At 68.9% G+C, this 24255-nt stretch carries 25 protein-coding genes; 16 read left to right on the top strand and 9 right to left on the bottom strand.

Features of this window, described 5'->3' with window-relative positions; translation table 11 throughout:
* Positions 1 to 29: 29 nt before the first annotated feature.
* Together AC5Y36_RS00555 and AC5Y36_RS00550 are read left to right on the top strand one after the other, a co-directional pair.
* Positions 30 to 866, top strand: a complete 837-nt coding sequence (locus AC5Y36_RS00555; RefSeq protein WP_500038915.1) for a TrmH family RNA methyltransferase — start codon at positions 30 to 32, stop codon at positions 864 to 866.
* Positions 856 to 1131 carry a DUF2537 domain-containing protein gene (locus AC5Y36_RS00550; protein ID WP_500038914.1) on the top strand — a complete coding sequence of 92 codons (276 nt, stop codon included), beginning with the start codon at positions 856 to 858 and terminating at the stop codon, positions 1129 to 1131. The genes AC5Y36_RS00555 and AC5Y36_RS00550 overlap by 11 nt, the downstream gene beginning before the upstream one ends.
* Before the next feature lie 149 nt (positions 1132 to 1280).
* Here the strand turns inward: AC5Y36_RS00550 and sepH are convergent, their stop codons facing one another.
* The 3 genes from sepH to AC5Y36_RS00535 all read right to left on the bottom strand — a co-directional run bounded on the left by sepH (position 1281) and on the right by AC5Y36_RS00535 (position 4486).
* Positions 1281 to 2111 (bottom strand): septation protein SepH, encoded by an 831-nt coding sequence (sepH, locus tag AC5Y36_RS00545; RefSeq protein ID WP_500038913.1) that lies wholly within the window; start codon positions 2109 to 2111, stop codon positions 1281 to 1283.
* 75 nt (positions 2112 to 2186) lie between these two features.
* Positions 2187 to 3305 (bottom strand): phosphoserine transaminase, encoded by a 1119-nt coding sequence (gene serC / locus AC5Y36_RS00540; protein WP_500038912.1) that lies wholly within the window; start codon positions 3303 to 3305, stop codon positions 2187 to 2189.
* Positions 3306 to 3370: 65 nt separating this feature from the next.
* On the bottom strand, positions 3371 to 4486 hold the full coding sequence (locus AC5Y36_RS00535) for a hypothetical protein (protein WP_500038911.1): 1116 nt from the start codon (positions 4484 to 4486) through the stop codon (positions 3371 to 3373).
* Between the two features lie 310 nt (positions 4487 to 4796).
* On the opposite strand from AC5Y36_RS00535, the gene AC5Y36_RS00530 reads away from it, so the two are divergent.
* Both AC5Y36_RS00530 and AC5Y36_RS00525 read left to right on the top strand, forming a co-directional pair.
* Complete coding sequence (locus tag AC5Y36_RS00530; protein WP_500039116.1) at positions 4797 to 5819, top strand: AurF N-oxygenase family protein; 1023 nt, start codon at positions 4797 to 4799, stop codon at positions 5817 to 5819.
* An 18-nt stretch (positions 5820 to 5837) separates the two neighbouring features.
* The gene (locus AC5Y36_RS00525) at positions 5838 to 7523 is read left to right on the top strand and encodes an FAD-dependent oxidoreductase (RefSeq protein WP_500038910.1); all 1686 of its coding nucleotides are present in this window, start codon (positions 5838 to 5840) and stop codon (positions 7521 to 7523) included.
* Between the two features lie 4 nt (positions 7524 to 7527).
* Here the strand turns inward: AC5Y36_RS00525 and AC5Y36_RS00520 are convergent, their stop codons facing one another.
* The 3 genes from AC5Y36_RS00520 to AC5Y36_RS00510 form a co-directional block, all read right to left on the bottom strand.
* Positions 7528 to 8970: an amidase gene (locus tag AC5Y36_RS00520; RefSeq protein WP_500038909.1), complete on the bottom strand. Its 1443-nt coding sequence runs from the start codon at positions 8968 to 8970 to the stop codon at positions 7528 to 7530.
* Positions 8971 to 8996: 26 nt separating this feature from the next.
* Positions 8997 to 9440, bottom strand: a complete 444-nt coding sequence (locus AC5Y36_RS00515) for a VOC family protein (RefSeq protein WP_500039115.1) — start codon at positions 9438 to 9440, stop codon at positions 8997 to 8999.
* Positions 9441 to 9527: 87 nt separating this feature from the next.
* On the bottom strand, positions 9528 to 10661 hold the full coding sequence (locus AC5Y36_RS00510; RefSeq protein ID WP_500038908.1) for a citrate synthase 2: 1134 nt from the start codon (positions 10659 to 10661) through the stop codon (positions 9528 to 9530).
* A gap of 91 nt (positions 10662 to 10752) precedes the next feature.
* On the opposite strand from AC5Y36_RS00510, the gene pdxH reads away from it, so the two are divergent.
* The 11 genes from pdxH to AC5Y36_RS00455 all read left to right on the top strand — a co-directional run bounded on the left by pdxH (position 10753) and on the right by AC5Y36_RS00455 (position 19855).
* The gene (gene pdxH, locus AC5Y36_RS00505) at positions 10753 to 11409 is read left to right on the top strand and encodes a pyridoxamine 5'-phosphate oxidase (protein WP_500039114.1); all 657 of its coding nucleotides are present in this window, start codon (positions 10753 to 10755) and stop codon (positions 11407 to 11409) included.
* A 5-nt stretch (positions 11410 to 11414) separates the two neighbouring features.
* A complete protein-coding gene (locus AC5Y36_RS00500) occupies positions 11415 to 12725 on the top strand; it encodes an MFS transporter (RefSeq protein ID WP_500038907.1) in 1311 nt (436 codons plus the stop codon).
* Positions 12726 to 12793: 68 nt separating this feature from the next.
* Positions 12794 to 14089 carry a citrate synthase gene (locus AC5Y36_RS00495; RefSeq protein ID WP_500038906.1) on the top strand — a complete coding sequence of 432 codons (1296 nt, stop codon included), beginning with the start codon at positions 12794 to 12796 and terminating at the stop codon, positions 14087 to 14089.
* Positions 14090 to 14189: 100 nt separating this feature from the next.
* Positions 14190 to 14552: an FKBP-type peptidyl-prolyl cis-trans isomerase gene (locus tag AC5Y36_RS00490; protein ID WP_500038905.1), complete on the top strand. Its 363-nt coding sequence runs from the start codon at positions 14190 to 14192 to the stop codon at positions 14550 to 14552.
* A gap of 24 nt (positions 14553 to 14576) precedes the next feature.
* Positions 14577 to 15248, top strand: a complete 672-nt coding sequence (arfA, locus tag AC5Y36_RS00485) for a channel-forming protein ArfA/OmpATb (RefSeq protein WP_500038904.1) — start codon at positions 14577 to 14579, stop codon at positions 15246 to 15248.
* Between the two features lie 31 nt (positions 15249 to 15279).
* Positions 15280 to 15405: a channel accessory protein ArfB gene (arfB, locus tag AC5Y36_RS00480; RefSeq protein WP_500038903.1), complete on the top strand. Its 126-nt coding sequence runs from the start codon at positions 15280 to 15282 to the stop codon at positions 15403 to 15405.
* Positions 15398 to 15535: a channel accessory protein ArfC gene (gene arfC / locus AC5Y36_RS00475; RefSeq protein ID WP_500038902.1), complete on the top strand. Its 138-nt coding sequence runs from the start codon at positions 15398 to 15400 to the stop codon at positions 15533 to 15535. Before arfB ends, arfC begins: the two co-directional genes overlap by 8 nt.
* Before the next feature lie 228 nt (positions 15536 to 15763).
* Complete coding sequence (locus AC5Y36_RS00470) at positions 15764 to 16636, top strand: alpha/beta fold hydrolase (RefSeq protein WP_500038901.1); 873 nt, start codon at positions 15764 to 15766, stop codon at positions 16634 to 16636.
* 65 nt (positions 16637 to 16701) lie between these two features.
* The gene (locus AC5Y36_RS00465) at positions 16702 to 18018 is read left to right on the top strand and encodes a TetR/AcrR family transcriptional regulator (protein ID WP_500038900.1); all 1317 of its coding nucleotides are present in this window, start codon (positions 16702 to 16704) and stop codon (positions 18016 to 18018) included.
* Between the two features lie 110 nt (positions 18019 to 18128).
* On the top strand, positions 18129 to 19163 hold the full coding sequence (locus AC5Y36_RS00460) for a zinc-binding alcohol dehydrogenase family protein (protein WP_500038899.1): 1035 nt from the start codon (positions 18129 to 18131) through the stop codon (positions 19161 to 19163).
* Positions 19160 to 19855 carry a haloacid dehalogenase type II gene (locus AC5Y36_RS00455; protein ID WP_500038898.1) on the top strand — a complete coding sequence of 232 codons (696 nt, stop codon included), beginning with the start codon at positions 19160 to 19162 and terminating at the stop codon, positions 19853 to 19855. The genes AC5Y36_RS00460 and AC5Y36_RS00455 overlap by 4 nt, the downstream gene beginning before the upstream one ends.
* A 3-nt stretch (positions 19856 to 19858) precedes the next feature.
* Here the strand turns inward: AC5Y36_RS00455 and AC5Y36_RS00450 are convergent, their stop codons facing one another.
* The 3 genes from AC5Y36_RS00450 to AC5Y36_RS00440 form a co-directional block, all read right to left on the bottom strand.
* Positions 19859 to 21196, bottom strand: coding sequence for a HAMP domain-containing sensor histidine kinase (locus AC5Y36_RS00450; protein WP_500038897.1), 1338 nt, complete (start codon positions 21194 to 21196; stop codon positions 19859 to 19861).
* 10 nt (positions 21197 to 21206) lie between these two features.
* On the bottom strand, positions 21207 to 21917 hold the full coding sequence (gene prrA, locus AC5Y36_RS00445; protein ID WP_500038896.1) for a two-component system response regulator PrrA: 711 nt from the start codon (positions 21915 to 21917) through the stop codon (positions 21207 to 21209).
* Between the two features lie 90 nt (positions 21918 to 22007).
* Positions 22008 to 23483, bottom strand: coding sequence for a carboxyl transferase domain-containing protein (locus AC5Y36_RS00440; protein ID WP_500038895.1), 1476 nt, complete (start codon positions 23481 to 23483; stop codon positions 22008 to 22010).
* A gap of 25 nt (positions 23484 to 23508) precedes the next feature.
* On the opposite strand from AC5Y36_RS00440, the gene AC5Y36_RS00435 reads away from it, so the two are divergent.
* Positions 23509 to 24240, top strand: a complete 732-nt coding sequence (locus tag AC5Y36_RS00435) for an enoyl-CoA hydratase (RefSeq protein ID WP_500038894.1) — start codon at positions 23509 to 23511, stop codon at positions 24238 to 24240.
* Positions 24241 to 24255 lie beyond the last annotated feature (15 nt).

The raw sequence follows: 24255 nt of genomic DNA, 5'->3' as shown, positions 1-24255 counted from the left end.
GCCGCGACCCCACCGGTAGTGTTCGCGCCGTGACGGCGTGCGGGGTGCAGGTGCATGACATCACCGACCCCGACGATCCGCGACTGGACAACTTTCGGGACCTCAACAGCATCGACCGTCGCCCCGATCTGCCGACCGGCAAGGGGCTGGTGATCGCCGAAGGTGTGCTGGTGGTGCAGCGGATGCTGGCCTCCCGCTTCACACCGCTGGCGCTGCTGGGCACCGATCGTCGGCTGACCGAGTTGGACGACGACCTGATCGGCTGCCACGCGCCCTACTACCGGGTGTCCGCCGAGGTGATGGCGCAGGTGGTCGGGTTTCACCTCAATCGCGGGGTGCTGGCCGCCGCCCGGCGGGTGCCCGAGCCCACGGTGTCGCAGGTGGTCGAGGGAGCGCGCACGATCGCGGTGCTCGAGGGGGTCAACGACCACGAGAATCTCGGGTCGATCTTTCGCAACGCGGCGGGCCTCGGCGTGGACGCCGTGGTTTTCGGCACCGGCTGCGCGGACCCGCTGTATCGGCGGGCGGTGCGGGTGTCGATGGGTCATGCCCTGTTGGTGCCCTACGCCCGGGCGACCGACTGGCCCGCCGACGTGGTTCTGCTGCGTGAGCTCGGGTTCCGGTTGGTGGCCATGACGCCCGATCCGCAGTCGCAGCCACTGGCGGACGCGATGGGCGAGCTCGGTGCGCAGCGGGTGGCGGTGCTGGTGGGGGCAGAGGGTCCGGGGTTGACCGAGACGGTGATGCGGCTCAGCGACCGTCGGGTCCGCATCCCGATGTCGCGCGGCACCGATTCGCTCAATGTCGCGACGGCCGCAGCGCTGGCCTTCTATGAGCGGGTTAGGCTCGGCGCTCATGGGTCCTGACGCCGACGCCACCCCCTGGGGGACGGGGCTGACGGTGGCCGCGTTCGTCGCGGCGGTGACCGCGACCGCGATGGTGGTGTTGAGCCTCGGGCTGCTGCGGGTGCATGCGGTGCTGGCGGTCGGGCTCAACCTGGTCGCCGTCGGCGGGCTGGCGCCGACGCTGTGGGGATGGCGCTACACGCCGGTGCTGCGCTGGTTCGTGCTGGGCGCCGGCGTCGGGGTGGGCGTCGCGTGGCTGACGCTGGTGGCGTTGGCGTTCTCCTGACGACGCCGAGCCGGAATTTCACGACGCGACACACCGCCCACCCGTCGCGAATTTCCGCCTCGCGGCCTGGGTTGGCGCGGGTAGGGCTGGGTTGGCGCGGGTAGGCCTGGGCTGGGTAGGCCTGGGATAGCCGCCGCTTGAGTCCCGCGCTAGCGCTGCGTGCCGCTGGAACGAACCCCCAACAGCACGTCCTCCCAGGCCGGCACCGCCGGCTTGTTGCGGCGGCTGCGCGCCGGAGCGGGCTGCTCGACGGGCTCGCTGGACTCGACCGGCTGCTCGGCGGGTGCCTGTACCGGCGCCGGTTCGGGGGCGACCTGCTGGGGCGGGGTCTCGGGCTCGCTGAACTCGAGTTGGGCCAGCGGGGCCACCGGCCGCAGCGGACGCTGGAAGCTGGGGTCGATCAGCTCGGTGGCCGCATCATCGAGGGCGGTCACCGTCCCGCCGTGCGCGCCGGGGACGAACCGGAAATGCGCGATGTTGTCCGAGCGGCCCGCCTTCCAGGCCAGCTGGACCGTCCACCGGCCGTCTTCGTTGCGCCACGCGTCCCAGTCGGTGCTGTCCGGCCGTAGGCCGCGGGCGACCAGTGCCGTGCTGACCACCTCGAGCAGCGTCAGCACCGCGGGCCCGTCGGCCAGTACCGGATGCGCGGCCGTCGCCAGTTCGGCCGCGCGGGAACGTTCCAGCAGCACCGGGTGGGCGAACCGCTCGACCCGGGAGACGTCGACGCCGGCCGCGGCCGCTACCTGCTCGACGGAGGCTCCGGCACGAATCCGGGCCTGGATCTCCTTGGGGCGCAGCGCGCTGGGCAGTTCGATGTCGAGTTGGGTCTGGCCGACCCGCGCCGCGTCGCCGCGCAGCGCCGCCCGCAGCCGGTCGTCGGCCGGCAGGATGAACTTGGCTGTGTTCTCGGCGGGGTCCGCGACCTCACAGATGATGTGCCTGCCATCGGCGTCGAGTCCAACGACTTTGAGTTCCTGCATGGCATCTCCTCGCACAGTCTGCTGCGGACTCTAGTGCAGGTCGCGGCAGCGGCCGCGCTGACACGCGGGGATGGCTTACAGCCGCTCGACCACCCAATCGATGCACTCGGTCAGCGCGCTCACGTCGTCGGGGTCGACGGCCGGGAACATCGCCACCCGCAGCTGGTTGCGGCCCAGTTTGCGGTACGGCTCGGTATCGACGACGCCGTTGGCCCGCAGCACCTTGGCCACCGCCGCCGCGTCAACGCCGTCGACGAAGTCGATGGTGCCGACGACCTGCGACCGCAGCGCCGGGTCGGCGACGAAGGGCGTCGTGTAGGACCGCTGCTCGGCCCAGCTGTACAGGCGCTGCGAGGAGTCGGCGGTGCGTTTGACCGCCCAGTCCAGCCCGCCGTTGCCGACCAGCCAGTCGATCTGTTCGGCCAGCAGCACCAGCGTGCCGATCGCCGGGGTGTTGTAGGTCTGGTTCTTGACGCTGTTGTCCACGGCGATGGGCAGCGACAGGAACTCCGGCACCCAGCGACCCGACGCGGCGATGGCCTCGATGCGGGCCAGCGCGGCCGGGCTCAGGATCGCCAGCCACAGCCCGCCGTCGGCGGCGAAGTTCTTCTGCGGCGCGAAGTAGTAGGCGTCGGTCTCGGTGATGTCGACCGGCAGCCCACCGGCCCCCGACGTCGCGTCGATGACCACCAGGGCGTCGCCGGAATCCGCCGGCCGGCGCACCGGAACCGCGACGCCGGTCGAGGTTTCGTTGTGGGCCCAGGCGATGACGTCGACGGACGGGTCGGACTGCGGGGCGGGCGCGCTGCCCGGGTCGGCCTTGATGACGATCGGGTCGCCGACGAACGGGTTCTTGGCCACCGCCGAGGCGAACTTCGCGCTGAACTCGCCGTAGGTCAGGTGCAGCGAGCGCTTGTCGACCAACCCGAACGCGGCGGCATCCCAGAACGCGGTGGAGCCGCCGTTGCCCAGGATCACCTCGTAGCCGTCGGGCACCGCGAAGAAGTCGCGCAGCCCGTTGCGGACCCGTCCGACCAGGTCTTTGACCGGCGCCTGGCGGTGGGAGGTGCCGAACAGGCCGGCGGCCGTGGTGGACAGGGCGGCCAGCTGCTCCGGGCGGACCTTCGACGGGCCGCAGCCGAACCGGCCGTCTTTGGGTTTGATCGCGTCGGGGAGCGTGAGCTGTTCAGCCATGGCCACCAGCGTAGGGCCTGCCGGGCAACTCCGATCCAGGGCGTCAGCGCAGCGCTCACCGGCAGCTACGGGGTGATGCCGAAGATGGCGTCCCAGATGTGGGTGATGTCGGCGAGGATGGGTGACAGATCGGTGCCGAACACGTCACCGTAGGGGCCGGCGATCAATGTCGGGTCGCTGAACAGCGCCTGCAGGCCGGTGAACAGGCCGGTGGCGTCGAAGTGGGTGAAGGCGAAGGTGAGTTGCGTCGGGGTCATGCCGAACAGGTCGGTCAACTGCGCCAGGCTCTGGTCCGACATGCCGGTCAGCCCACCGATGCTGCCATCGTTGAAGACCTGTGCGGCTGGGCCGGTGAGCAAGCTTTGCGTCAGCGCGATCGGGTCGTAGTTGGCCAGGGCGGTGATTCCGAGAAAATTGTTGAGGCTCTGCTCCTGTGCGTCGTACATCATGTTGAGGGCGTTGAAGCCGCGGTCGATGGCGCCGTTGAGGACGCTGTCGCTGCCGGGGCCGCCACCGAAGGCGGCCATTTCCGTGGCCACCTCATGCTGAACTAGGGCCGTGTTGAAGGCGGTCTCGGCCGCGATGAGAGCTTTGTCGAAGGTGATCTCGTCATGCGCCAACTTCACGAGCAGCAGGGATAGGTCGGCGACCTGTTGGCCGCCGAGCAACGCCAGCAGCTCGCTGGTGAACACCAGATCCTGGGTGACGGCGCCCTGCAGCCCGCCGATGTTCGCGGTGGCCGGGACGAACGGGGCCAACAGCAACGACTCGTTCAACGCGATCGGGGAGTACTGGGAGGTGTTCCCCGCGGCGTCTGCCAGCAGCCGGGCCCCGTCCAGGCCGAAGAAGGAACCCTGCTCGGCGCCCGTCATCAGGTTGGTGGCGTCGAAGAAGTGCTGGTAGGCCGCCGTGGCCAGGGGCTGCTGGGCAGCGGGAAACAGACCCGAGAGGTCGGTGGCGAGGGTCTCCTGGCCGCTGACCATGCTGGCGTTGGCGGTCAACGTGTTCTGCACCAGCGTGTAATTCGCCGCCAGCTGCTGGCCCCACAGGTCCGACAAGGCGTCGGTGAGCTGCACATGGCGGACTTGGACCTCGGGCGGCGCCGGCGGGACCGGAGTAGCGGCAACCAAATTCCCGCCGGCAATAGCGGCGATCGCGGCTATGTAGGGGGTACGCACCATGGCCATCTCCTCCGACCACATTAAGGTTAGCCAGGCGTGATCTAGATCACAAGCAGTTCTGCGGCTGCTGCCGCCGGTTCGCGCGTCCTCCCTGATATTGAATATCGGCTGGTCAGACCGTTTTGAGCGAAAATCGACGGCGGCGGGGTACCGTTGCTCAAAGTGAGCCCGATCACATTAAGCTCCCAGGTTTCGGCCGCGCCACAGCGGGCAGGTTGGGTCTAGAAAGTTTGTGATACCTGCGGTACCGTTGTACACAACTAGCCCAGATGTAAACCTTAACGGGAGGGTTCTCGGGATGGCTCAGAAACTGGCTCGGACGCGGATGGTTCGCCGTTGGCGGCGCAACATGGACGTCTCGGATGACCCGGCCTACACAGAGATTCTCGACACACTGTCCGAGGGGTCGGTGCGTCGGAATTTCAATCCGTACACCGACATCGACTGGAAGTCACCGGAGTTCGCGGTCTTCGACAACGACCCGCGCTGGATCCTGCCGGCGACCGACCCGTTCGGGCGTCACCCCTGGTACCAGGCGCAGTCGCAGGAGCGTCAGATCGAGATCGGGATGTGGCGGCAGGCCAACGTCGCCAAGGTGGGCCTGCACTTCGAGTCCATCCTGATCCGCGGGCTGATGGAGTACGCATTCTGGACCCCCAACGGCTCCCCGGAATACCGGTACTGCCTGCACGAAGCGGTCGAAGAGTGCAACCACACCATGATGTTCCAGGAGATGGTGAACCACATCGGCGCCGACGTGCCGGGCATGCCGCGGCTGTTGAAGTGGATTCAGCCGCTGATCCCGCTGGTCGCCGGGCCGATGCCGATTCCGTTCTGGTTCGGCATCCTCGCCGGCGAGGAGCCCATCGACCACACCCAGAAGAACGTGCTGCGCGAGGGCAAGACCCTGCACCCGATCATGGAAAAGGTGATGGCCATCCACGTGGCCGAGGAGGCCCGGCACATCTCCTTCGCCCACGAGTACCTGCGCAAGCGTGTTCCGCACCTGCGGGCCGGCAAGCGGTTCTGGCTGTCGCTGTTCGTCCCGCTGACCATGCGGATTCTGTGTTCGGCGATCATCGTGCCGCCGAAGGCGTTCTGGGAGGAGTTCGACATCCCGCGCTCGGTGCGCAAGGAGATCTTCTTCCGCTCTCCGGAATCCCGGCAGATGCTGCGCGACATGTTCGGTGACGTGCGGATGCTGTGCCACGACACCGGCCTGATGAATCCGGTGGCCAAGCTGATGTGGCGGATCTGCAAGATCAACGGCAAGCCGTCGCGCTACCGCAGCGAGCCGCAGCGTCAGCACCTGGCCGCCGTTCCGGCCGCCTAGCGCGAGACCAGATCACTCATGCCGCACGTTATTACCCAGGCGTGCTGTAACGACGCATCGTGCGTCTTCGCCTGCCCGGTCAACTGTATCCACCCCACGCCCGACGAGCCGGGCTTCGCCACCACCGAGATGCTCTACATCGACCCGATCGCCTGCGTGGACTGCGGTGCGTGTGTGCGTGCCTGCCCGGTCGAGGCGATCGGGCCGGACACCCGGTTGGCCGCCCAACAGCAGCCGTTCATCGCCGTCAACGCCGCCCACTACCCGGATCGTCCGGCCGGCGTAAAACTGCCGCCGACCTCGAAATTGGCGCCGGTGCTGCCGGCTGCTGAAATCCGGCACGGCCGCCACCCGCTGACGGTCGCGATCGTGGGCTCCGGCCCGGCAGCGATGTACGCGGCCGACGAACTGCTGACCCAGCCCGGCGTGCTGGTCAACATGTTCGAGAAGCTGCCCACCCCGTACGGGCTGGTGCGCGCCGGGGTGGCCCCCGACCATCAGCGCACCAAACTGGTCACCCGGCTCTTCGACACGGTCGCCGCCAACCGGCGGTTCAACTTCTTCCTCAACGTCGAGATCGGCAACCACCTCAGTCACGACGACCTGCTGCGCTACCACCACGCCGTGCTGTACGCGTCCGGGGCGCCCAACGACCGTCGCCTCGAGATCGACGGGATGAACCTGCCCGGTACCGGTACCGCCACCGAACTGGTCGCCTGGATCAACGGGCATCCGGAGTTCACCGATCTGCCGGTGAACCTCAGCCATGAGCGGGTCGTCATCGTGGGCAACGGCAACGTCGCCTTCGACGTGGCCCGCATCCTGACCGCCGACCCGGATGCGTTGGCCCGCACCGACATCTCCGACCATGCGCTGGCCGAGCTGCGCGAGTCCGGGGTGCAGGAGGTGGTGATCGCCGCCCGGCGCGGCCCGGCCGCCTCGGCGTTCACCCTGCCCGAGCTGATCGGGCTCACCCAGACCGCCGAAGTGGTGCTCGACGCCCGCGACCACGACCGGGTGCGACGGGACCTGGCGACCGTCGAGGATTCGCTGACCCGCAGCAAACTGGAGATCCTGAGCAAACTCGGGGACGCTTCTGCGCCGATCACCCGCCCGCGCATCCGGCTGGCCTACGAGCTGACCCCCAGCCGCGTCCTCGGGCCGGAGCGCGTCAGCGCTATCGAGTTCACCGTCACCGGAACCGATGCGGTCGAAACGCTGCCGGTCGGTCTGGTCTTGACCTCAATCGGCTACCGCGGCAAGCCGATCCCCGGCCTGCCGTTCGACGACGACACCGCGGTGGTGCCCAACGACAAGGGCCGGGTGATCGACCCGGCGTCCGGGCAGCCGGTGCCGGGGGCTTATGTGTCGGGCTGGATCAAGCGGGGCCCGACCGGGTTCATCGGCACCAACAAGTCCGACTCGCTGCAAACCGTGCAGACCCTGGTCGCCGACTACAACGCCGGGCAGATGGCCGAGCTCGCCGGCGGGCCGCGAGCCGTCTGGCGGATGGTGCACGAACGTCAACCCGATGTCGTCGACGCCGCCGGCTGGAAGGCGATCGACGCCGCCGAGCGGGCCCGCGGCAGCGCCGACGGGCGTCCCCGGGACAAGTTCATCGACATCCGCGACATGCTGTCCGCGGCAGCAGGCGCGCCGCAGCCCCCGCTGCATCGCCGGCTGCTGAAACTCGTTCAGCGCTAGGCGATCAGGCCGGCGGGTACGGCGCCTGCCACGGCCAGGGCGCGGCCAGCTCGATCTGGCGCGCCAGCCGCAGCAGGCGGGCCTCGGACCCCATTGGTCCCATCAGCTGAACTCCGACCGGCAGGCCGGACTCATCGAATCCGGCGGGCACACTGGCGGCCGGCAATCCGGTCACATTGGCGATGACGGTGAAGGACACCATCTCGGCGCCGTGGATGGCCATCGCCGCCGGATCGGTCGGGTCCAACACGCCCAGCCGCGGCACCGGCACCCGCAGCGTCGGGGCCAACCAGATGTCGTAGGACTCGAAGAACGGCGCGACCTGGCGGCACAGTGATTCGATGCCGTCGAAGGCCTGCAGCAACTGGACGGCGGTGACGGTGCGCCCGTATTCCAGCAGTGACCGGGTGAACGGCTCGACGTCGTCGAGCGAATCCTCCGACCATGCGCGCCCCATCCGGGCGAGCCCGTCTTCGACACAGGCCTGCATGGTGCTGACGAAGACGGCTGCGGTCGACAACGTTGCCGTCACCGAATCCCATTGCGGTGCATCGGTTCTCACCTGGTGGCCCAGATCGGCGAGCAGGTCCGCGACCCGCCGCACCGCCTGCACCGCCGCCGGGTGAGCGGGTATCCCGTCGCTGTCGGCGCTGGAGGTGCCGATCTTCAGCGGCGCCGGCGGGTCGTCGAGGGCGGCCAGGAAACTGCCGTGCGGCGCTTCCGGCAGGGTCGCGAACGGGTAGCTGGCGCCGGGGCCGGCGATCGCGTCGAGCAGCGCCGCGCTGTCGCGTACCGAACGGGTCAGCGCGTGACTGCAGTTCAGCGGATCGGTGAAGGCGCCGGAACCGCGGTCCTCGGGCACCCGGCCGCGGGACGGCTTGAGCCCGAACAGCCCGCAGCAGGCCGCGGGGACCCGGATGGATCCGCCGGCATCGTTGCCGTGGGCGGCGGGCACGATCCCGGCCGCGACCGCCGCCGCCGACCCGCCGGACGATCCACCCGCGGTGTGGCTCAGCTGCCACGGGTTGCGGGTCGGTCCGTGCAGCAGCGGCTCGGTGGAGGGGCTGCGGGTCAACTCCGGTGTGTTGGTCTTGCCGACCAGCACCAGGCCGGCCCGCCGGTAGCGGGCCGCGAGCACGCCGTCGGCACCGGCGACCGCGTCGGCCAACAGCCGGCATCCCGAGGTGCTGGGCAGCCCCGCCACGTCGCACAGCGCGTCCTTCACCGCGAACGGCACGCCACGCAGCGGACCGTCGGGCAGCCCGGCGGCGATCTCGGCGCGGGCCTGCTCGATGCGGGTGGCGATCAGCGCGTTGATCGTCGGGTTGCGCTGCTCGATGCGCTCGACGACCACGTCCAGCAACTCGTCGGGTTTCAGCTCACCGTCGCGAATCAGCCCGGCCAGCCCCACCACGTCGTGTCGGTCCAGCACCTCGCCATCGCTCACAGCCGCCCCTCACCGGCGGCCCGGCGTCAGCGCATTGCCGCCTGGATCTCCTCGATGCTGACCTCGCGCACCGGCTGCCCCATCGACCAGTGGTGGCCGAACGGGTCGGCCACCGCGCCGTAGCGGTCGCCCCAGAACTGGTCCTCCAGCGCGGCCACCACGGTAGCGCCCGCGTCCACGGCGCGCTGGAATTTGGCGTCGACATCGGTGACGGTCAGGTGGATGGTGACCGGGGTTCCGCCCAGCGCCTTGGGGGTCATGGCCTTGCCGCCGCACGTTTCCGGGAAGTCGTCGTTGAGCATGACGGTGAAGCCGTTGATCTGCACCGCGGCATGGATCAGCCGGCCGTCCGGGCCGGGGACCCGGCCCAGCTCGACGGCGTCAAACGCGGCGACGTAGAAGTCGATGGCGGCAGCGGCGTCGTCGACGACCAGGTGCGGGGACAAGGCGGGTTGAACGTTGATGGCCACGATGGTCACTCCTCGGTGGTAGCGGTAGCTGCGGGTGTACGCACCGATACTGACCGCCGGCACCGACAAAACTCATCGCGTCGCGGGTCAGCCCCGCCGAATCGCGTCCCAACCGTCGACGGACTCGGGGCTGCGCGGTGCGGGGCCGACATAGATCGCCGACGGACGAACCAGCTTGCCCAACCGCTTCTGCTCCATGATGTGCGCGCACCAACCGGCGGTACGGCCACAGGTGAACATGGCCGGCATCATCTTGGCCGGCACCCGCGCGAAGTCCAGGATCACCGCCGCCCAGAACTCGACGTTGGTTTCGATGGCCCGGTCGGGTCGCCGTTCGCGCAGCTCGGCCAGCGCCGCCTGCTCCAGGGCGGCCGCCACCTCGTAGCGGGGCGCATCCAGCCGCTGAGCGGTGGACCGCAGCACCCGGGCACGCGGGTCCTCGGCGCGGTACACGCGATGCCCGAAGCCCATCAGCTTCTCGCTGCGGTCGAGGATGCCCTTGACCACCGCACGGGCGTCGCCGGTGCGTTCGGCTTCCTCGATCATCGGGATCACCCGGGCCGGCGCCCCGCCGTGCAACGGCCCGCTCATCGCACCGATCGCGCCGGACAGCGACGCCGCCACGTCGGCGCCGGTCGAGGCGATCACCCGGGCGGTGAACGTCGAGGCGTTCATCCCGTGCTCGGCGGCGCTCACCCAGTAGGCGTCGATGGCCTCGACGTGCCGGGGATCCGGCTCACCCTGCCAGCGCGTCATGAACCGTTCGGTGATGGTGGTGCATTCGTCGACCCGGCGCTGGGGAACGGCCGGCTGGTAGATGCCGCGGGCCGACTGGGCGACATAGGACAGCGCCATCACCGAGGCGCGGGCTAGCTGGTCACGGGCGGTGTCGTCGTCGATGTCGAGGATGGGGGCGTATCCCCAGATCGGCGCCAGCATGGCCAGCCCGGCCTGCACGTCTACCCGGACGTCGCCGGTGTGGATCGGCAGCGGGAACGGCTCGGCCGGCGGCAGGCCGCGCCCGAAGCTGCCGTCGACCAGCAGCGCCCACACCTCGCCGAAGGTGACCCGCTGGCCGACAAGGTCCTCGATGTCGACGCCGCGGTAGCGCAGCGCACCGCCGTCCTTGTCGGGTTCGGCGATTTCGGTGGTGAAGGCCACCACGCCCTCCAAGCCGGCGACGAAGTTTTCGGGGATATTCTCCGGGACCGCTACAGGCATGGGCCGATTCTCGCATCCGGCGCCCGACGGGTTGCTACCGGTTGGTAACCGGGGTGCGCGGCTGGGCGGTAGCGTTACCGCAGTGGCGCAGATGGCGGGCCCGGACAACGAACACCTGGCGGCAATGCGAGTGGAATACCAATCGGAAAAAGACAGCAGCGGCGACCTCGACGAGAGCTGGCTCGACGAGGGCTGGCATGTGCTGCTGCGCAACTGGATCGGTGACGCCGAACGCGCCGGGATCTCCGAGCCCAATGCGATGGTGCTGGCCACCGTCGACTCGGGCCGGCCGGTCAGCCGCTCGGTGCTGTGCAAGAGCCTGGATGAGACGGGCATCACCTTCTTCACCAACTACGACTCGGCCAAGGGCGCCGATTTGGCGGCGACCCCCTACGCGTCGGCGACGTTTCCCTGGTACCAGCTCGGGCGCCAGTTCCACATCCGCGGCCCGGTGACCAGGGTCAGCCCGGAAGTCACCGCGGACTACTGGTCCAAGCGGCCGCGCGGCTCTCAACTGGGGGCCTGGGCGTCGAGCCAGTCGCAGCCGATCCCGTCGCGCGCCGCGCTGCTGGACCAGCTCGCCGACGTCACCGCCCGCTTCGCCGACAGCCCCGCCGTCCCGGTGCCGCCGAACTGGGGCGGATATCTGATCGCCCCCGAGGTAGTCGAATTCTGGCAGGGCCGAGAAGACAGGCTGCACAACCGGATCCGTATCACCGACGGTCGCATCCAGCGCCTGCAGCCGTAGCGTCGGTGAGGCTATTCGCGGACACGACGCCGCTGCGGAACGCCGACTTCCGCCGGCTCTGGCTGGCCGGGATACCCACCGTCATCGGGGCGAACCTGACCATCTTCGCGGTCCCGGTACAGATCTACGCCCTCACCGGGAGCTCGGCCTACGTCGGGCTGGCCGGCGTGGTCGCCCTGGTGCCGCTGGTCGTGTTCGGCCTGCTCGGCGGTGCCTGGGCCGACGCCATGGACCGGCGGAAGTTGCTGATCATTGCCTCCGGCGGGTTGGCGGTGGCGTCGGGCCTGCTGTGGTGGCAGGCCGCGGCGGCGATAAACAACGTCGGGGTGGTCATGGGGCTGCTCGGGCTGCAGCAGGCGTTCTACGCCATCAACGCGCCCACTCGTTCGGCGGCGATCCCGCGAATACTGGGCGCCGAGCAGTTGCCGGCGGCGAACTCGCTGAACATGACGGTGACGCAGTTCGGCGCGATCATCGGCCCACTGCTGGCCGGGATGCTGCTGAGCTGGGTGGACCTGTCCACTCTGTACCTGCTCGACACCGCGACCTGCCTGCTGCCGATCTGGGCGACGTGGCGGCTCACGCCGATGCCGGTCGGCCGGGCCGACACCGCCGACGCGGCGCGCTGGGGCTGGGCGGCGGTACTGGACGGGTTCCGCTACCTGGCGGGGAACCAGGTGGTGTTGATGTCGTTCGTGGTCGACCTGATCGCGATGGTGTTCGGCATGCCGCGGGCCCTGTTCCCGCAGATCGCCCATGAAAGCTTCGGCGGGCCGGTCGACGGCGGCACCGCCATGGCGCTGCTGGCCGCGGCGTTCTCGGCCGGGGCGGTCGCCGGCGGGGTGTTCTCCGGCTGGCTGCCGCGGATCCGCCGCCAGGGCCTGGCCACCGTGGTGGCCATCGTGGTCTTCGGGGCGGCGATGGCCGGTTTCGGGCTGGCCGTCGCCTCCGCCGACGGCCGGCCCGGTGCGGCGTTGTGGATCGCGCTGGTGTTCCTGGCGATCGGGGGCGCGGCGGACATGGTGTCGGCGGCCTTCCGGTCGACGATCCTGCAGCACGTCGCCTCCGATGAGATGCGGGGCCGATTGCAGGGCGTGTTCATCGTGGTGGTGGCGGGCGGGCCGCGGCTGGCCGACGGGGTGCACGGCGCTGCGGCGGCGGTTATCGGGACCTCGGCGGCCGCGGCCGGCGGCGGCGCGCTGGTTGTCGTCGTCGTGGTGATCGCTGCGGTGGTGGTGCCGGCGTTCGTGCGCTACCGGGTGTCGCGAGCGGCCGAGGGGCCTGCAGCCCCCCGCGCAGGCACGCCTGCGGGATAACGACTACCTTTCTCTATACGCACCCATACCGGCAGCTATCTCCGAGTGACTTGACCAAAGGGGTTCTTGTGGCCGCGAACGACGACACCGCAACTCTCCGGTACCCGGGCGGTGAGACGGAACTGCAGATCGTCCGCGCCACCGAGGGCGCCGACGGTATTGCCCTGGGCTCGCTGCTGGCCAAGACCGGCTACACCATGTTCGACGGCGGCTTCGTCAACACCGCCTCCACCAAGAGCGCCATCACCTACATCGACGGCGACGCCGGCATCCTGCGCTACCGCGGCTACCCGATCGAGCAGCTCGCTGAGCACTCCAACTTCATCGAGGTCAGCTACCTGCTGATCTACGGGGAGCTGCCGACCACCGAGCAGCTGGCCGAATTCACCCACCAGATCCAGCGGCACACCATGCTGCACGAGGACCTGCGGCGGTTCTTCGACGGTTTCCCGCGCAACGCGCATCCGATGCCGGTGGTGTCCAGCGCGGTCAACGCGCTATCCGCCTACTACCAGGACTCGCTGGACCCGACCGACAGCGCCCAGGTGGAGGTCTCGACGATCCGGCTGCTGGCCAAGCTGCCGACCATCGCCGCCTACGCCTACAAGAAGTCGATGGGCCAGCCGTTCCTGTACCCGGACAACTCGCTTTCCCTGGTGGAGAACTTCCTGCGGATGACGTTCGGGTTACCGGCCGAACCCTATGAGGCCGACCCCGAGATCGTCCGGGCCCTGGACATGCTGTTCATCCTGCACGCCGACCACGAGCAGAACTGTTCGACGTCGACGGTGCGGCTGGTCGGCTCCTCGCGGGCCAACCTGTTCACCTCGATCTCGGGTGGCATCAACGCGCTGTGGGGCCCGCTGCACGGCGGCGCCAACCAGTCGGTGCTGGAGATGCTGGAGGGTATCCGGGCCGACGGCGGCGACGTCAAGGAGTTCGTCCGCAAGGTGAAGAACCGCGAGGACGGCGTCAAGCTGATGGGCTTCGGCCACCGGGTGTACAAGAACTACGACCCGCGGGCCCGCATCGTCAAGGAGCAGGCCGACAAGATCCTCGGCAAGCTGGGCGGCGACGACGAGCTGCTCGAGATCGGCAAGGCCCTCGAAGAGGTGGCCCTGACCGACGACTACTTCGTGGAGCGCAAGCTCTACCCGAACGTCGACTTCTACACCGGCGTGATCTACCGCGCGATGGGCTTCCCGACCCGGATGTTCACCGTGCTGTTCGCGCTGGGACGGTTGCCCGGCTGGATCGCGCACTGGCGGGAGATGCACGACGAGGGCGACAGTAAGATCGGGCGGCCCCGCCAGATCTACACCGGGCACCGGGAACGGGCCTACCCCGGCGTGGGCGCCAGCTGATCCCGCGCGAGCAGACGCAGAAGTGCCCTGAAACACCCGTTTCGGGGCACTTCTGCGTCTGCTCGGCAACAGTGGCGCGGGGCCGACTAGGGTAAGCCGGGTGACTAGCAAGCCAGAGATCGAGTTTCCGAGCGGCCCGGCACCCAGCGGGCTGGTTATCCAGGACCTGGTGGTCGGCGAAGGACCCGAAGCCGCCCCGGGTGGCACCGTCGAGGTGCACTACGTGGGTGTCGAGTACGACACCGGTGAAGAGTTCGACAGCTCGTGGAACCGGGGCGAGACCATCGAGTTTCCGCTGCGCGGCCTGATCCAGGGATGGCAGGACGGCATTCCGGGGATGCGGGTCGGCGGTCGGCGTCAGTTGGTGATTCCGCCCGAGCAGGCGTACGGACCGGCCGGTTCCGGGCATCGGCTCTCCGGTAAGACCCTGATCTTCGTCATCGATCTGATCGGCACTCGGTAGCGTTCATCGACAACAGGAGGGGTCATGCCCGAGTCCGAGCCTGACACCGAATCGGGTCCCGAGCCCGAAGGGGCCGACGCGACCGCCGAGTCCCGCCCCCGCGCCGGCTGGTACCGCCGCCCGCCCGGCATCGCCTGGCTGATCGCGGTGGTGCTGATCCCGCTGCTGCTGGCGGTCATCGGCTACGGCCTGTCCGAGCGGACCCTGCCGGAGGCGGGCACCCCCGCCGGCACCCTCCCGACGCTGACCGAAACCTCGGTGCCGGACATGCCGCCGGCTCCGCTGCCCGGGGCCTTGACGCTGGCGCCGTTGACAATCACGCGCAGCGGCGACCAGGTCACCCTGGACGGCGCGATGCCGAACCTGGAGGCCAAGCGGGTCCTGCTGGACACCGTGATCGGCGCCGTCGGCAAAGACGTCAACATCAACGACAACGTCGAGATCAACCCCGACGTCAAGGCACTCGACTTCTCCTCCGCCGGACCGTTTTTCGATGCGGCCGCGGGAATCCCCGATTTCGGTCTGGTGGTCGGCGGCGACACCGTCACGTTGAGCGGCACCGCAGAGGTGGCCGCTGACCAGGACGCGGTCGAGGCCGCGGCCACCAGGGCCTGGCCGTACGTGAACATCGTCAACACCATCGAGACGGCCGGCCCGCCGACCGTACCGGCTGCTCCGACCCCGCCGGGGCGATGAGCACCGTCGGGCGAGCGAAGGAGAATCCGAGATGAGCTTCGTCATCCCGTGGTTGTGCTATCTGCTGGCGTTCGTCGCGGGCTCGCTGGTCGCCTGGGGCGCGGCGACCGCCTTGGTCAAGCCGCCGACGCAGACGAGGAGTGGCGCCGATGACTGACGTGAACTGGTGGCTGACGGCGGTGGCCTTCGCGCTGGGAGTGGTGCTGACGACTGCCCTGATGATCCGCCCGGTCACCGGTGACGCGGCGGCCGGTTCCGCTGACGAGTCGGACGAAAACGGGACATAGTCACCTGCGCGTCGGGGCCACGGGCCGCGCCGCAGAGTGGGATGTAGAACCCAAATTCTTGCCATGTCGACGGCGGCCGGTCAATGACTGCGCGGCCGGGTCTGGCGTGGACCGCTCCGGACGTGCATACTGGGTTGCGCAACCCAAATTCGACCCGGACGCGGGCAACGGCGACGTGCAGGACCTGCGACGTGTTCGAATCCCGCTACGGCTCAGGAGGAACCGCCGATGTCCGCTGTTCATCACCGATACGCGACCGTCGACGGATGCCGGTTGTTCTTCCGGGAAGCCGGCGATCCGGCCGCGCCCGCCCTCGTGCTCTTGCACGGATTCCCGACCAGCTCCCACATGTTTCGGCATCTGATTCCGGCCTTGGCCGATCGGTATCACGTCATCGCCCCCGACCACTTGGGATTCGGGCTGTCGGACGCACCCGGCGTCGATGAGTTCGACTACACCTTTGACGCGCTGACCGCACTGACATCGGGGCTGTTGCGCGGCCTCGGCGTCGAGCGCTACGCCATGTACGTGCAGGACTACGGCGCGCCTATCGGGTGGCGGCTGGCGTTGAACAGCCCGGCCGCCATCAGTGCGATCATCAGCCAGAACGGCAATGGGTACGACGCCGGATTCGTCGAAAGCTTCTGGAAGACGGTGTGGGCGTACCAAACCGAACAAACACCAGAGACCGAGGCCCCGGTCCGCCAGTTCCTCAGCCTGGAAGCCACCCGGTGGCAATACCTGACCGGCGTGGCTGACGAGACGCTGGTCGATCCCGAATCCTGGTACCACGACTATGCGCTGATCTCACGGCCCGGCAACGATGCGGTGCAACTCGCGCTCTTTCGCGACTACGCCACGAATGCTGCGCTCTACCCGCGACTGCACGAGTACTTTCGTGCGAGTGGCGTGCCGCTGCTGGCGGTGTGGGGCCGCGGCGACGAGATATTCGGCCCCGCAGGGGCAAAGGCCTTTGCCGAGGACCTGCCCGATGCCGAGATCCACTTGCTCGACGGCGGGCATTTCCTGCTCGAGTCGGCCCTCGGAGAGGTGGTCCCGCTGATCCGGTCCTTCCTCTCCGGGCATCATCCACCCAACTGAACGACGCCGCGACATACTGGGTTGAATGTCCCATATACCGAAGGTCGGGGCGCTAGCCTCGGGCGATGGCGAATGTCGACGCGTCCGCTGCGGGCCTGACACCCAAGGGGCGCGCAACCCGTGAACGGATCGTGGCAGCAGCGGCAGCGCTGATCCTCACCGACGGGCTGGCAAGCCTGAACATGGACAAGCTTCGGACGGCTGCCGCGGTGAGCGGTTCGCAGCTGACCCACTATTTCGCGGACAAGCAGGCGCTGATCCGCGCCGTGCTGGTGCGCCAGATCGACGTGGTGCTGAACTTTCACCGCCAGCCCGCGCTGCGCGGCTTGGCGACCTTCGACGACTTCGAGCGTTGGATCGACCTGAACATGCGTCACCTGCGGCGCATCGGTTACAGCGGCACGCCCACCTACCATGCGCTCGCCGGCCAACTCGCCAAATCCGACGACGCGACCCGTCAGACATTGGCCGTGGGGTATGGGCAATGGATCTCGCTGTTCGAGGAGTCGATCCTCGGGATGAGGGACCGCGGCCTGCTGGTCGGCGACGCCGACCCGCGCCGGCTGGCGGTGACGATGGTCAGTGCTCACCAGGGCGGTGGCACCCTGGCGTTCACCTATCGGCAGGAGTGGCTGCACGCCGGAGCCGTGCGATTCGCCGTCAACCAGCTGCGGATGTACGCGTCCGACCCCGCCGAACGTACTCCACGTCCAGCCCGGCGGCCCCGCGGGCGACGCCCGAATCCGCTGCCTCCCAGCGGCTCCGGTCAGGACACGGCCGGGTTCACCCGGAAGGGGCGCGAAACGCGGGCGCGGATCGTGGCGGCCGCGGCCGAGCTGATCTTCGAGCGGGGCGTCGCCGGAACCAGCATCGATGATCTGCGCCGGAACGCGTCGGTCAGTGGCTCACAGATAGCGCACTATTTCCGGGACAAGCGTGAGCTGACACGTCAGGTCATCGGTGCGCGCCGTGCCGGTGTGATGGCGTTCCACCATGAACCGCGGTTCGGCGCGCTGGACAGCCTCGAAGCACTGCAGGCATGGGCAGCCGCCTGTACGGCTGACATCGACAGCGTCTACCGCCGCGGTGGATGCGTCTACGGCTCGCTCGCCGGTGAACTGCTGGAAGGCGACGTGGACGTCCTCGACGATCTGGCCGCCGGCTATGAGCAATGGCTGGGATTGTTCAGCTCGGGGTTTGCGGCGATGCGCGGCCGTGGTGACCTCCGCACCGACGCCGACCCTGTGCACCTGGCCGTTGCATTGGTGGCTGCACACCAGGGTGGTGCCATGCTCACCCACGCCGCCCAGAGCCCGGAGCCGCTGACCGTGGCGCTGGACTCCGCCATCGACTACGTCCGCTCCTACGCGCCGCCTCCGTGACAGGGGTGTGGCGATCGCTCATCTGTGGTTCTTCACCCTGGACATAATGGGATGCAGGACCCATAATACTGGGTTTAGTAACCCAATATTTCTGGTGAGGAGTGCCGAAGATGTCGGACACTATGACGGCGGGACCGGCCATCGTGCGCGAACAGGCGGGCGGGGAAAACATGCGTGCCATGATCCTGACGAAGTTCGGGGGACCGGACAGCCTGGTTTACGCCGATCTCCCCAAGCCGCGGCCCAAGCCTGGTGAGGTGGTGATCAGGGTCAAGGGTTTCGGCATCAACCACGCCGAAATGCACATGCGGCGAGGTGAATGGGCCGAAGCCGCCGAAGTCAGCGGGATCGAATGCGTCGGCTTGGTCGATTCCTGCCCGGGCGGCGAGTTTCCGGTCGGGGCCAAGGTGGCGGCCCTGATGGGTGGACTCGGGCGGACCGTCAACGGCAGCTACGCCGAATACACCCGGGTACGCGCGGCCAACGTCGCCGCCATCGACTCGGAGTTGCCGTGGCAGCAATTGGCGGCGCTGCCCGAAACGTACGCCACGGCCTGGACGTGCCTGTTCCGCAACCTCGACCTGAACGCCGGGCAGACCTTGGTGATACGTGGGGCGACATCCTCGTTCGGCCAGGCCGCCGTCAAGTTGGCGGTCGCCGCGGGTGCGCGGGTCATCGCCACGACACGCAGTCGCCAACGGGTCGCGCTGCTCGAGAAACTCGGCGCTGCGTGCGTTGAACTGGAAGCGCCGGATCTGGCCGCTCACCTGGGGGAGGCCAAGCGGGTCGACGCCGTTCTCGATCTGGTCGGCAACAGCACCATCCTCGACTCGCTGAACATGCTGCGTCGCGGCGGGAGTGCCTGCCTGGCGGGATGGTTGGGGGGCTTGGACCCGATCGCGGATTTCAACCCGCTGCTGCAGATGGCCAGTGGTGTGAACCTGACCTTCTTCGGCAGCTTTGTGTTCGGTACCCCGGGCTTCCCATTATCGGATGTGCCACTGGAAGACATTGCGCGGCAGGTCGCCGACGGCCAACTCGACGCCGGGCCTTCCCGCGTCTTCTCCTTCTCCGAGATCCGTGACGCGCACCGGATCATGGAGTCCGGACAGGCCGGCGGAAAGATGGTAGTCGTGATGCAATGACTGCTGCCGCGCCGTCGGTCCTCGTGTTCGACGTGAACGAAACCCTGATCGATATCGGTGCACTGTCGCCACTGTTTCACCGGATCTTCGGCGATTCCCGGGTCATGCGCGAGTGGTTCGCTCAGCTGGTGACGTATTCGATGACCGCCACGTTGTCCGGGCGATACGTCGACTACCTCACCCTCGGGCAGGGCGCGCTGTCCATGCTCGCGGACATCCACCAGGTGGCCACCACAACCGAGGACGCGCATGATTTGCGGCTGGCCATGCTGCATCTGCCCGCACACCCCGATGCCTTTGACGGGCTTACGCTCCTGCGCAACAAGGGCTTTCGTATGGTGACGCTGACCAATTCGCCGCCGAACCCGGACGGCCCGAGCCCACTGGAGCAGGCCGGGTTGGCCGGTTTCTTCGAGCAACAGTTCAGCGTCGATGCCGTCGGCGCGTTCAAACCGGACACACGGGTCTACCGGCACGTGTGTGAGCAGCTTGGGGTCGACCCGTCAGCCTGTCTGATGGTTGCCGCGCACGCGTGGGACACCGTCGGCGCCCAATGCGCGGGATTCGGGGGTGCGCTGATCACCCGGTCAGGCAACGCGGCGCTGCGGGTTCACGGCCTGCCGCAACCAACCCTGGTCGCCGGGGATCTGGTCGCGTTGGCGCGTCAACTCGACCACCCGGCGAACGGATGACGGTCAGTGCGGGCCCGGCAGCTGCAGCAGCAGCCGCACCCCGCCCAGCGGGCTGTCCTGCAGGGACGCCGAGCCGCCGTGCAGCCCCGCCTGCTGGGCGACCAGCGCCAACCCCAGCCCCGACCCCGAATGCGACGCCGTCGATCCGCGGGAGAACCGCTCGAAGACCATCGCGCGTTCCTCTTCGGGAAGCCCGCTGCCGTTGTCGTCGACGGCGATCTCCACCCCGGCCCGCGAGCTGACCGCCGACAGCTGCACCCGCGTCGCGCCGCCGTGTTTGACCGCGTTGGCGATCGCGTTGTCGACGGCGAGCCGCAGCCCCGCCGGCAGGCCGAGGATGATGCAGGTCGGCGACGGAACCAGGGACACCTCCAGGTCGGGATAGATCCGCATCGCGTCGTGCGCGGCCCGGTCGAGCAGCTCGGTGATGTCGACGGTGACGTGGTCGTCGGAGGTGGTCAGTTCGCCCTGCGCCAGCCGCTCCAACGCGCCGAGGGTGGCCTCGATGCGGGACTGGGTGCGGATGACGTCGTTGATCACCTCACTGCGCTGCTCGGGAGGCAGATCCAGGGTGGACAGCACCTCGAGATTGGTGCGCATCGCGGTCAACGGTGTGCGCAGCTCGTGTGACGACACCGCGGCGAAATCGCGGGCCGAGGCCAACGCCTCCTTGGTGCGGTCCTGCTCGGTCCAGATGCGTCCCAGCATGCCGCGCATCGCCTCGGCGATCTCGACGGCCTCGGTGGCGCCGCGCACCTCGATCTGCGGCCGTTCGTCGCCGGTGTCGATCGACCGGGCCTGATGCGCCAGCCGTTTGAGCGGCCGCACCGCGAACGCGGCCAGCAGCCAGGCGAACATCGCGGCGGCCGCGATGGAGAACACGCAGATCAGGATCACCCGGCGGTGCAGGTTGTTGGTGTCGGCCAGGGTGGCGTCGTAGGTGTCGCCGACCGCCAGTGATCGCGGGCCGGGACCGGGAATCTCCACGGTGCGCACCCGGTAGCGCACCCCGTCGACGTCGGTGTCGGCGTAGCCCGCCGGCAACTGCGGCAGCACCACCGAGGAGTTGGAGGTCACCGCGTCGCCCTTGCGCACGGTGATCACCGCGTTCTTGGCGCTGGTGGACCGGGGGATGTCGCCGCCCATGCCGATGAACGGGATCGCGAAACCCGCCGCCTCGTCGAGCCGGCGGTCGAGGCGTTCGATGCGGTCGCGGGTGATGCCCCACCAGACGATGGCGCCGGTGATGAGCACCGCGATGGCGGTGCCGATGGCCACCGCCAGCACCACCCGGCTACGCAGCGACGGTGTCCGGGTGAAGATGCGGGCAAAGATGTTCACGACCGCCTCGTCACTGCAGCCGCAGCACGAACCCCACGCCGCGGACCGTGTGCAGCAGCCGGGGCGCGCCGCCGGCCTCCAATTTGCGCCGCAGATAGCCGATGAACACGTCGACGACGTTGGTGTCGGCGGCGAAATCGTAGCCCCACACCAGCTCCAGCAGCTGTGCGCGGGACAGCACCGCCGTCTTGTGCTCGGCCAGCACCGCGAGCAGATCGAATTCCCGCTTGGTCAGGTCGACGTCGACACCGTTGACGCGGGCCCGCCGGCCCGGGATGTCGACCTCCAGCGGGCCGACCGTGATCGTCTCCGAGGACGAGGTGGCGGTCGATCCGCGCCGCCGCAGCAGCGCCTTGACCCGCGCCACCAGTTCCTGCAGCACGAACGGCTTGACCAGGTAGTCGTCGGCGCCGGCCTCCAGACCGGCGATGCGGTCATCGACCGAGCTGCGCGCGGACAGCACGCAGACCGGCACATCGTTGTCCATGGCGCGCAGTGCGGTGACGACGCTGACGCCGTCCAGCACCGGCATGTTGATGTCGAGGACGATGGCATCCGGGCGGGTCTCGGTCGCGCTGCGCAATGCCTCCGCGCCGTCGCGGGCCGTCGCGACCTCGAACCCGGATAGCCGCAACCCGCGCTCCAGCGACATCAGCACGTCATCGTCGTCGTCGACGACCAGTACCCGCGGTGAGGTTGTACCCGTGTCCATGCCGCCCATCTTGCCTGATTGGGGCGCAGTTCTTGCGCCGAGATCGACACTAGCGCGTGTCTCACTCGAACGATTCCGCGCTGCCGTCGATCTCGGCGATCAGGTCAGCGGCAGCCCGATACGCCGGTAGCGCGCCAGCCGGGTGGTCATCCGCTGATCATCGGGTACGTCGCGCAGCGCGTGCACCTCGGCGGCAATGACCCCGGCCAGCCGTTTGACGAAGTCGATCGGTTCATCGGCCGCGTCGGGATACTCCGGCACGATCGTGTCGACGATCCCGCACGCCAGCAGGTCTGCCGAGCGCACCCCCTGGGCAACCGCCAACTCCGGGGCGTGGTCGGTGTCGCGGAACACGATCGCGCTGGCCCCCTCCGGCGGCAGCGGCGCCAGCCAGCCGTGCAGCGCGGCCAGCACCCGATCGGCGGGCACCATCGCCAGCGCCGGGCCGCCGCTGCCCTGACCGAGCAGCACCGACACCGTCGGGACCGCCAGCGTGACCAGCTCGGCCAGGCACGCCGCGATCTCACCGGCCAGCCCGCCCTGTTCGGCCTCGGCGGACAGCGCCGGGCCCGGTGTGTCGATGACCAGCACCAGCGGCAGGCGCAGCCCGGCGGCCAGCGCCATCCCGCGGCGGGCCTCCCGCAGCGCCGCCGGACCGACCAGACCGCCGATTTTCTGCTGGCCCAGCACCACCGCCGGCTGACCGCGCAAGCGGGCCAACGCCAGCAGCGTGGTGGATGCCACACCCTCGCCGGTGCCCGAGAGCAGCACCCGCTCGGTGGCGCCGTGCCGCAGCAGGGTCGCGATCCCGGGCCGGTCGCGGCGCCGGGTGGCCAGCACCGAATCCCAGGCCGGCACGTCGCGCACCGGGGGCGCGACGGGTAGCGGGGGAGCGGCACCCGGGTCGTCGACCAGTACCTTCAGCGCCCGTTCCAACGTCCGCCGCAGCCACTTGAGTGGAACGACGCCGTCGATCACCCCGTGGCGCTGCAGATTCTCCGCGGTCTGGATGCCCGGCGGGAACGGCTCACCATAGAGCTGCTCATACACCCGGGGACCCAGGAACCCGACCAGCGCGCCGGGTTGGGCGATGGTGACATGACCCAGCGACCCCCAGGACGCGAACACCCCACCGGTGCTGGGGTGACGCAGATAGACCAGGTAGGGCAGGTGCGCGCGTTTGTGCAGTTGCACCGCGGCGGCGATCTTGACCATCTGCAGAAACGCGATGGTGCCCTCCTGCATCCGGGTGCCGCCCGAACACGGCGACGCGAGCAGCGGCAGCCGCTGGGCGGTGGCGCGCTCGATCGCGGTGGTGATGCGTTCGGCGGCGGCCACCCCGATCGACCCGGCCAGGAAGTCGAACTCGCAGGCGATCACCGCCACCCGGCGGCCGTGTACCCGGCCCTCACCGGTCAGCACGGCTTCGTCGCGGCCGGTGGCGGCCCGCACCGCCGCCAGCTCCGCGGTGTACTCCGGGTTGGCCGGCACCTCCAGCGGGGCGGTGTCCCAACTGATGAACGACCCGGCGTCCAGCACCGCGTCGCGCAGCTCGACGGCCCCGATCCGGTCCACGAATTGAGGCTAATAGGCTTGGCGCATGATTGGCGTGACCCGGGACGGCAACGTCCTGACCCTTGAGATGCAGCGACCAGAGCGCCGCAACGCGTTGAACTCCGAACTGGTCGACGGCCTGCGTGAGGCCGTCGAGCAGGCCAGTGCCGATGACATACGGGCGATCGTGCTGACCGGGCAGGGCACGGTGTTCTGCGCCGGGGCCGATTTGTCCGGCGACGCGTTCGCCGCCGACTACCCGGACAAACTGATCGCGCTGCACAAGTCCATCAGCGACTTCGAAATGCCGGTGATCGGCGCGATCAACGGTGCCGCGATCGGCGCGGGACTGCAGCTGGCGATGATCTGCGACCTGCGGGTGGTGGCGCCCGACGCGTTCTTCCAGTTCCCGGTGGCCAAGTACGGATTGGCTCTGGATAACTGGAGCATCCGCCGGCTGGCATCGCTGGCCGGGCACGGGCGGGCCCGGGCGATGCTGCTGACCGCCGAGCGGCTGAACGCCGATGCCGCCCTGCTGACCGGGATGGCGAACCGGATCGGCGCGCTGGCCGACGCGCAGGCCTGGGCGCATGAGGTGGCGGGTCTGGCGCCGCTGGCGCTGAAGCATGCCAAGCGGGTGCTCAACGACGACGGCGCCTTCGAGGACCAGTCGCCGCTGCACAAGGAGCTGTTCGACAAGGCGTGGGGCAGCCAGGACGTGATCGAGGCGCAGGTCGCCCGCATCGAAAAGAGGCCGCCGAAATTCCAGGGAGCCTAGTGCGGTGAGCGCAAG

The sequence above is a fragment of the Mycobacterium sp. NGS50 genome (assembly GCF_059812545.1).
Note: the sequence above shows the minus strand (reverse complement) of the source record. Positions and strands in the feature narration are given on the sequence as shown.

Excerpts from the sequence above, each read along its gene's own strand:
- AC5Y36_RS00465 (WP_500038900.1), top strand. The coding sequence starts at position 16,702 with ATGGCGAATGTCGACGCGTCCGCTGCGGGCCTGACACCCAAGGGGCGC.
- AC5Y36_RS00550 (WP_500038914.1), top strand. The coding sequence starts at position 856 with ATGGGTCCTGACGCCGACGCCACCCCCTGGGGGACGGGGCTGACGGTG.
- AC5Y36_RS00525 (WP_500038910.1), top strand. The coding sequence starts at position 5,838 with ATGCCGCACGTTATTACCCAGGCGTGCTGTAACGACGCATCGTGCGTC.
- sepH (WP_500038913.1), bottom strand. The coding sequence starts at position 2,111 with ATGCAGGAACTCAAAGTCGTTGGACTCGACGCCGATGGCAGGCACATC.
- AC5Y36_RS00435 (WP_500038894.1), top strand. The coding sequence starts at position 23,509 with ATGATTGGCGTGACCCGGGACGGCAACGTCCTGACCCTTGAGATGCAG.
- arfB (WP_500038903.1), top strand. The coding sequence starts at position 15,280 with ATGAGCTTCGTCATCCCGTGGTTGTGCTATCTGCTGGCGTTCGTCGCG.
- AC5Y36_RS00470 (WP_500038901.1), top strand. The coding sequence starts at position 15,764 with ATGTCCGCTGTTCATCACCGATACGCGACCGTCGACGGATGCCGGTTG.
- AC5Y36_RS00510 (WP_500038908.1), bottom strand. The coding sequence starts at position 10,661 with ATGCCTGTAGCGGTCCCGGAGAATATCCCCGAAAACTTCGTCGCCGGC.
- AC5Y36_RS00455 (WP_500038898.1), top strand. The coding sequence starts at position 19,160 with ATGACTGCTGCCGCGCCGTCGGTCCTCGTGTTCGACGTGAACGAAACC.
- serC (WP_500038912.1), bottom strand. The coding sequence starts at position 3,305 with ATGGCTGAACAGCTCACGCTCCCCGACGCGATCAAACCCAAAGACGGC.
- AC5Y36_RS00535 (WP_500038911.1), bottom strand. The coding sequence starts at position 4,486 with ATGGTGCGTACCCCCTACATAGCCGCGATCGCCGCTATTGCCGGCGGG.
- arfC (WP_500038902.1), top strand. The coding sequence starts at position 15,398 with ATGACTGACGTGAACTGGTGGCTGACGGCGGTGGCCTTCGCGCTGGGA.
- pdxH (WP_500039114.1), top strand. The coding sequence starts at position 10,753 with ATGGCGGGCCCGGACAACGAACACCTGGCGGCAATGCGAGTGGAATAC.
- AC5Y36_RS00460 (WP_500038899.1), top strand. The coding sequence starts at position 18,129 with ATGTCGGACACTATGACGGCGGGACCGGCCATCGTGCGCGAACAGGCG.
- arfA (WP_500038904.1), top strand. The coding sequence starts at position 14,577 with ATGCCCGAGTCCGAGCCTGACACCGAATCGGGTCCCGAGCCCGAAGGG.
- prrA (WP_500038896.1), bottom strand. The coding sequence starts at position 21,917 with ATGGGCGGCATGGACACGGGTACAACCTCACCGCGGGTACTGGTCGTC.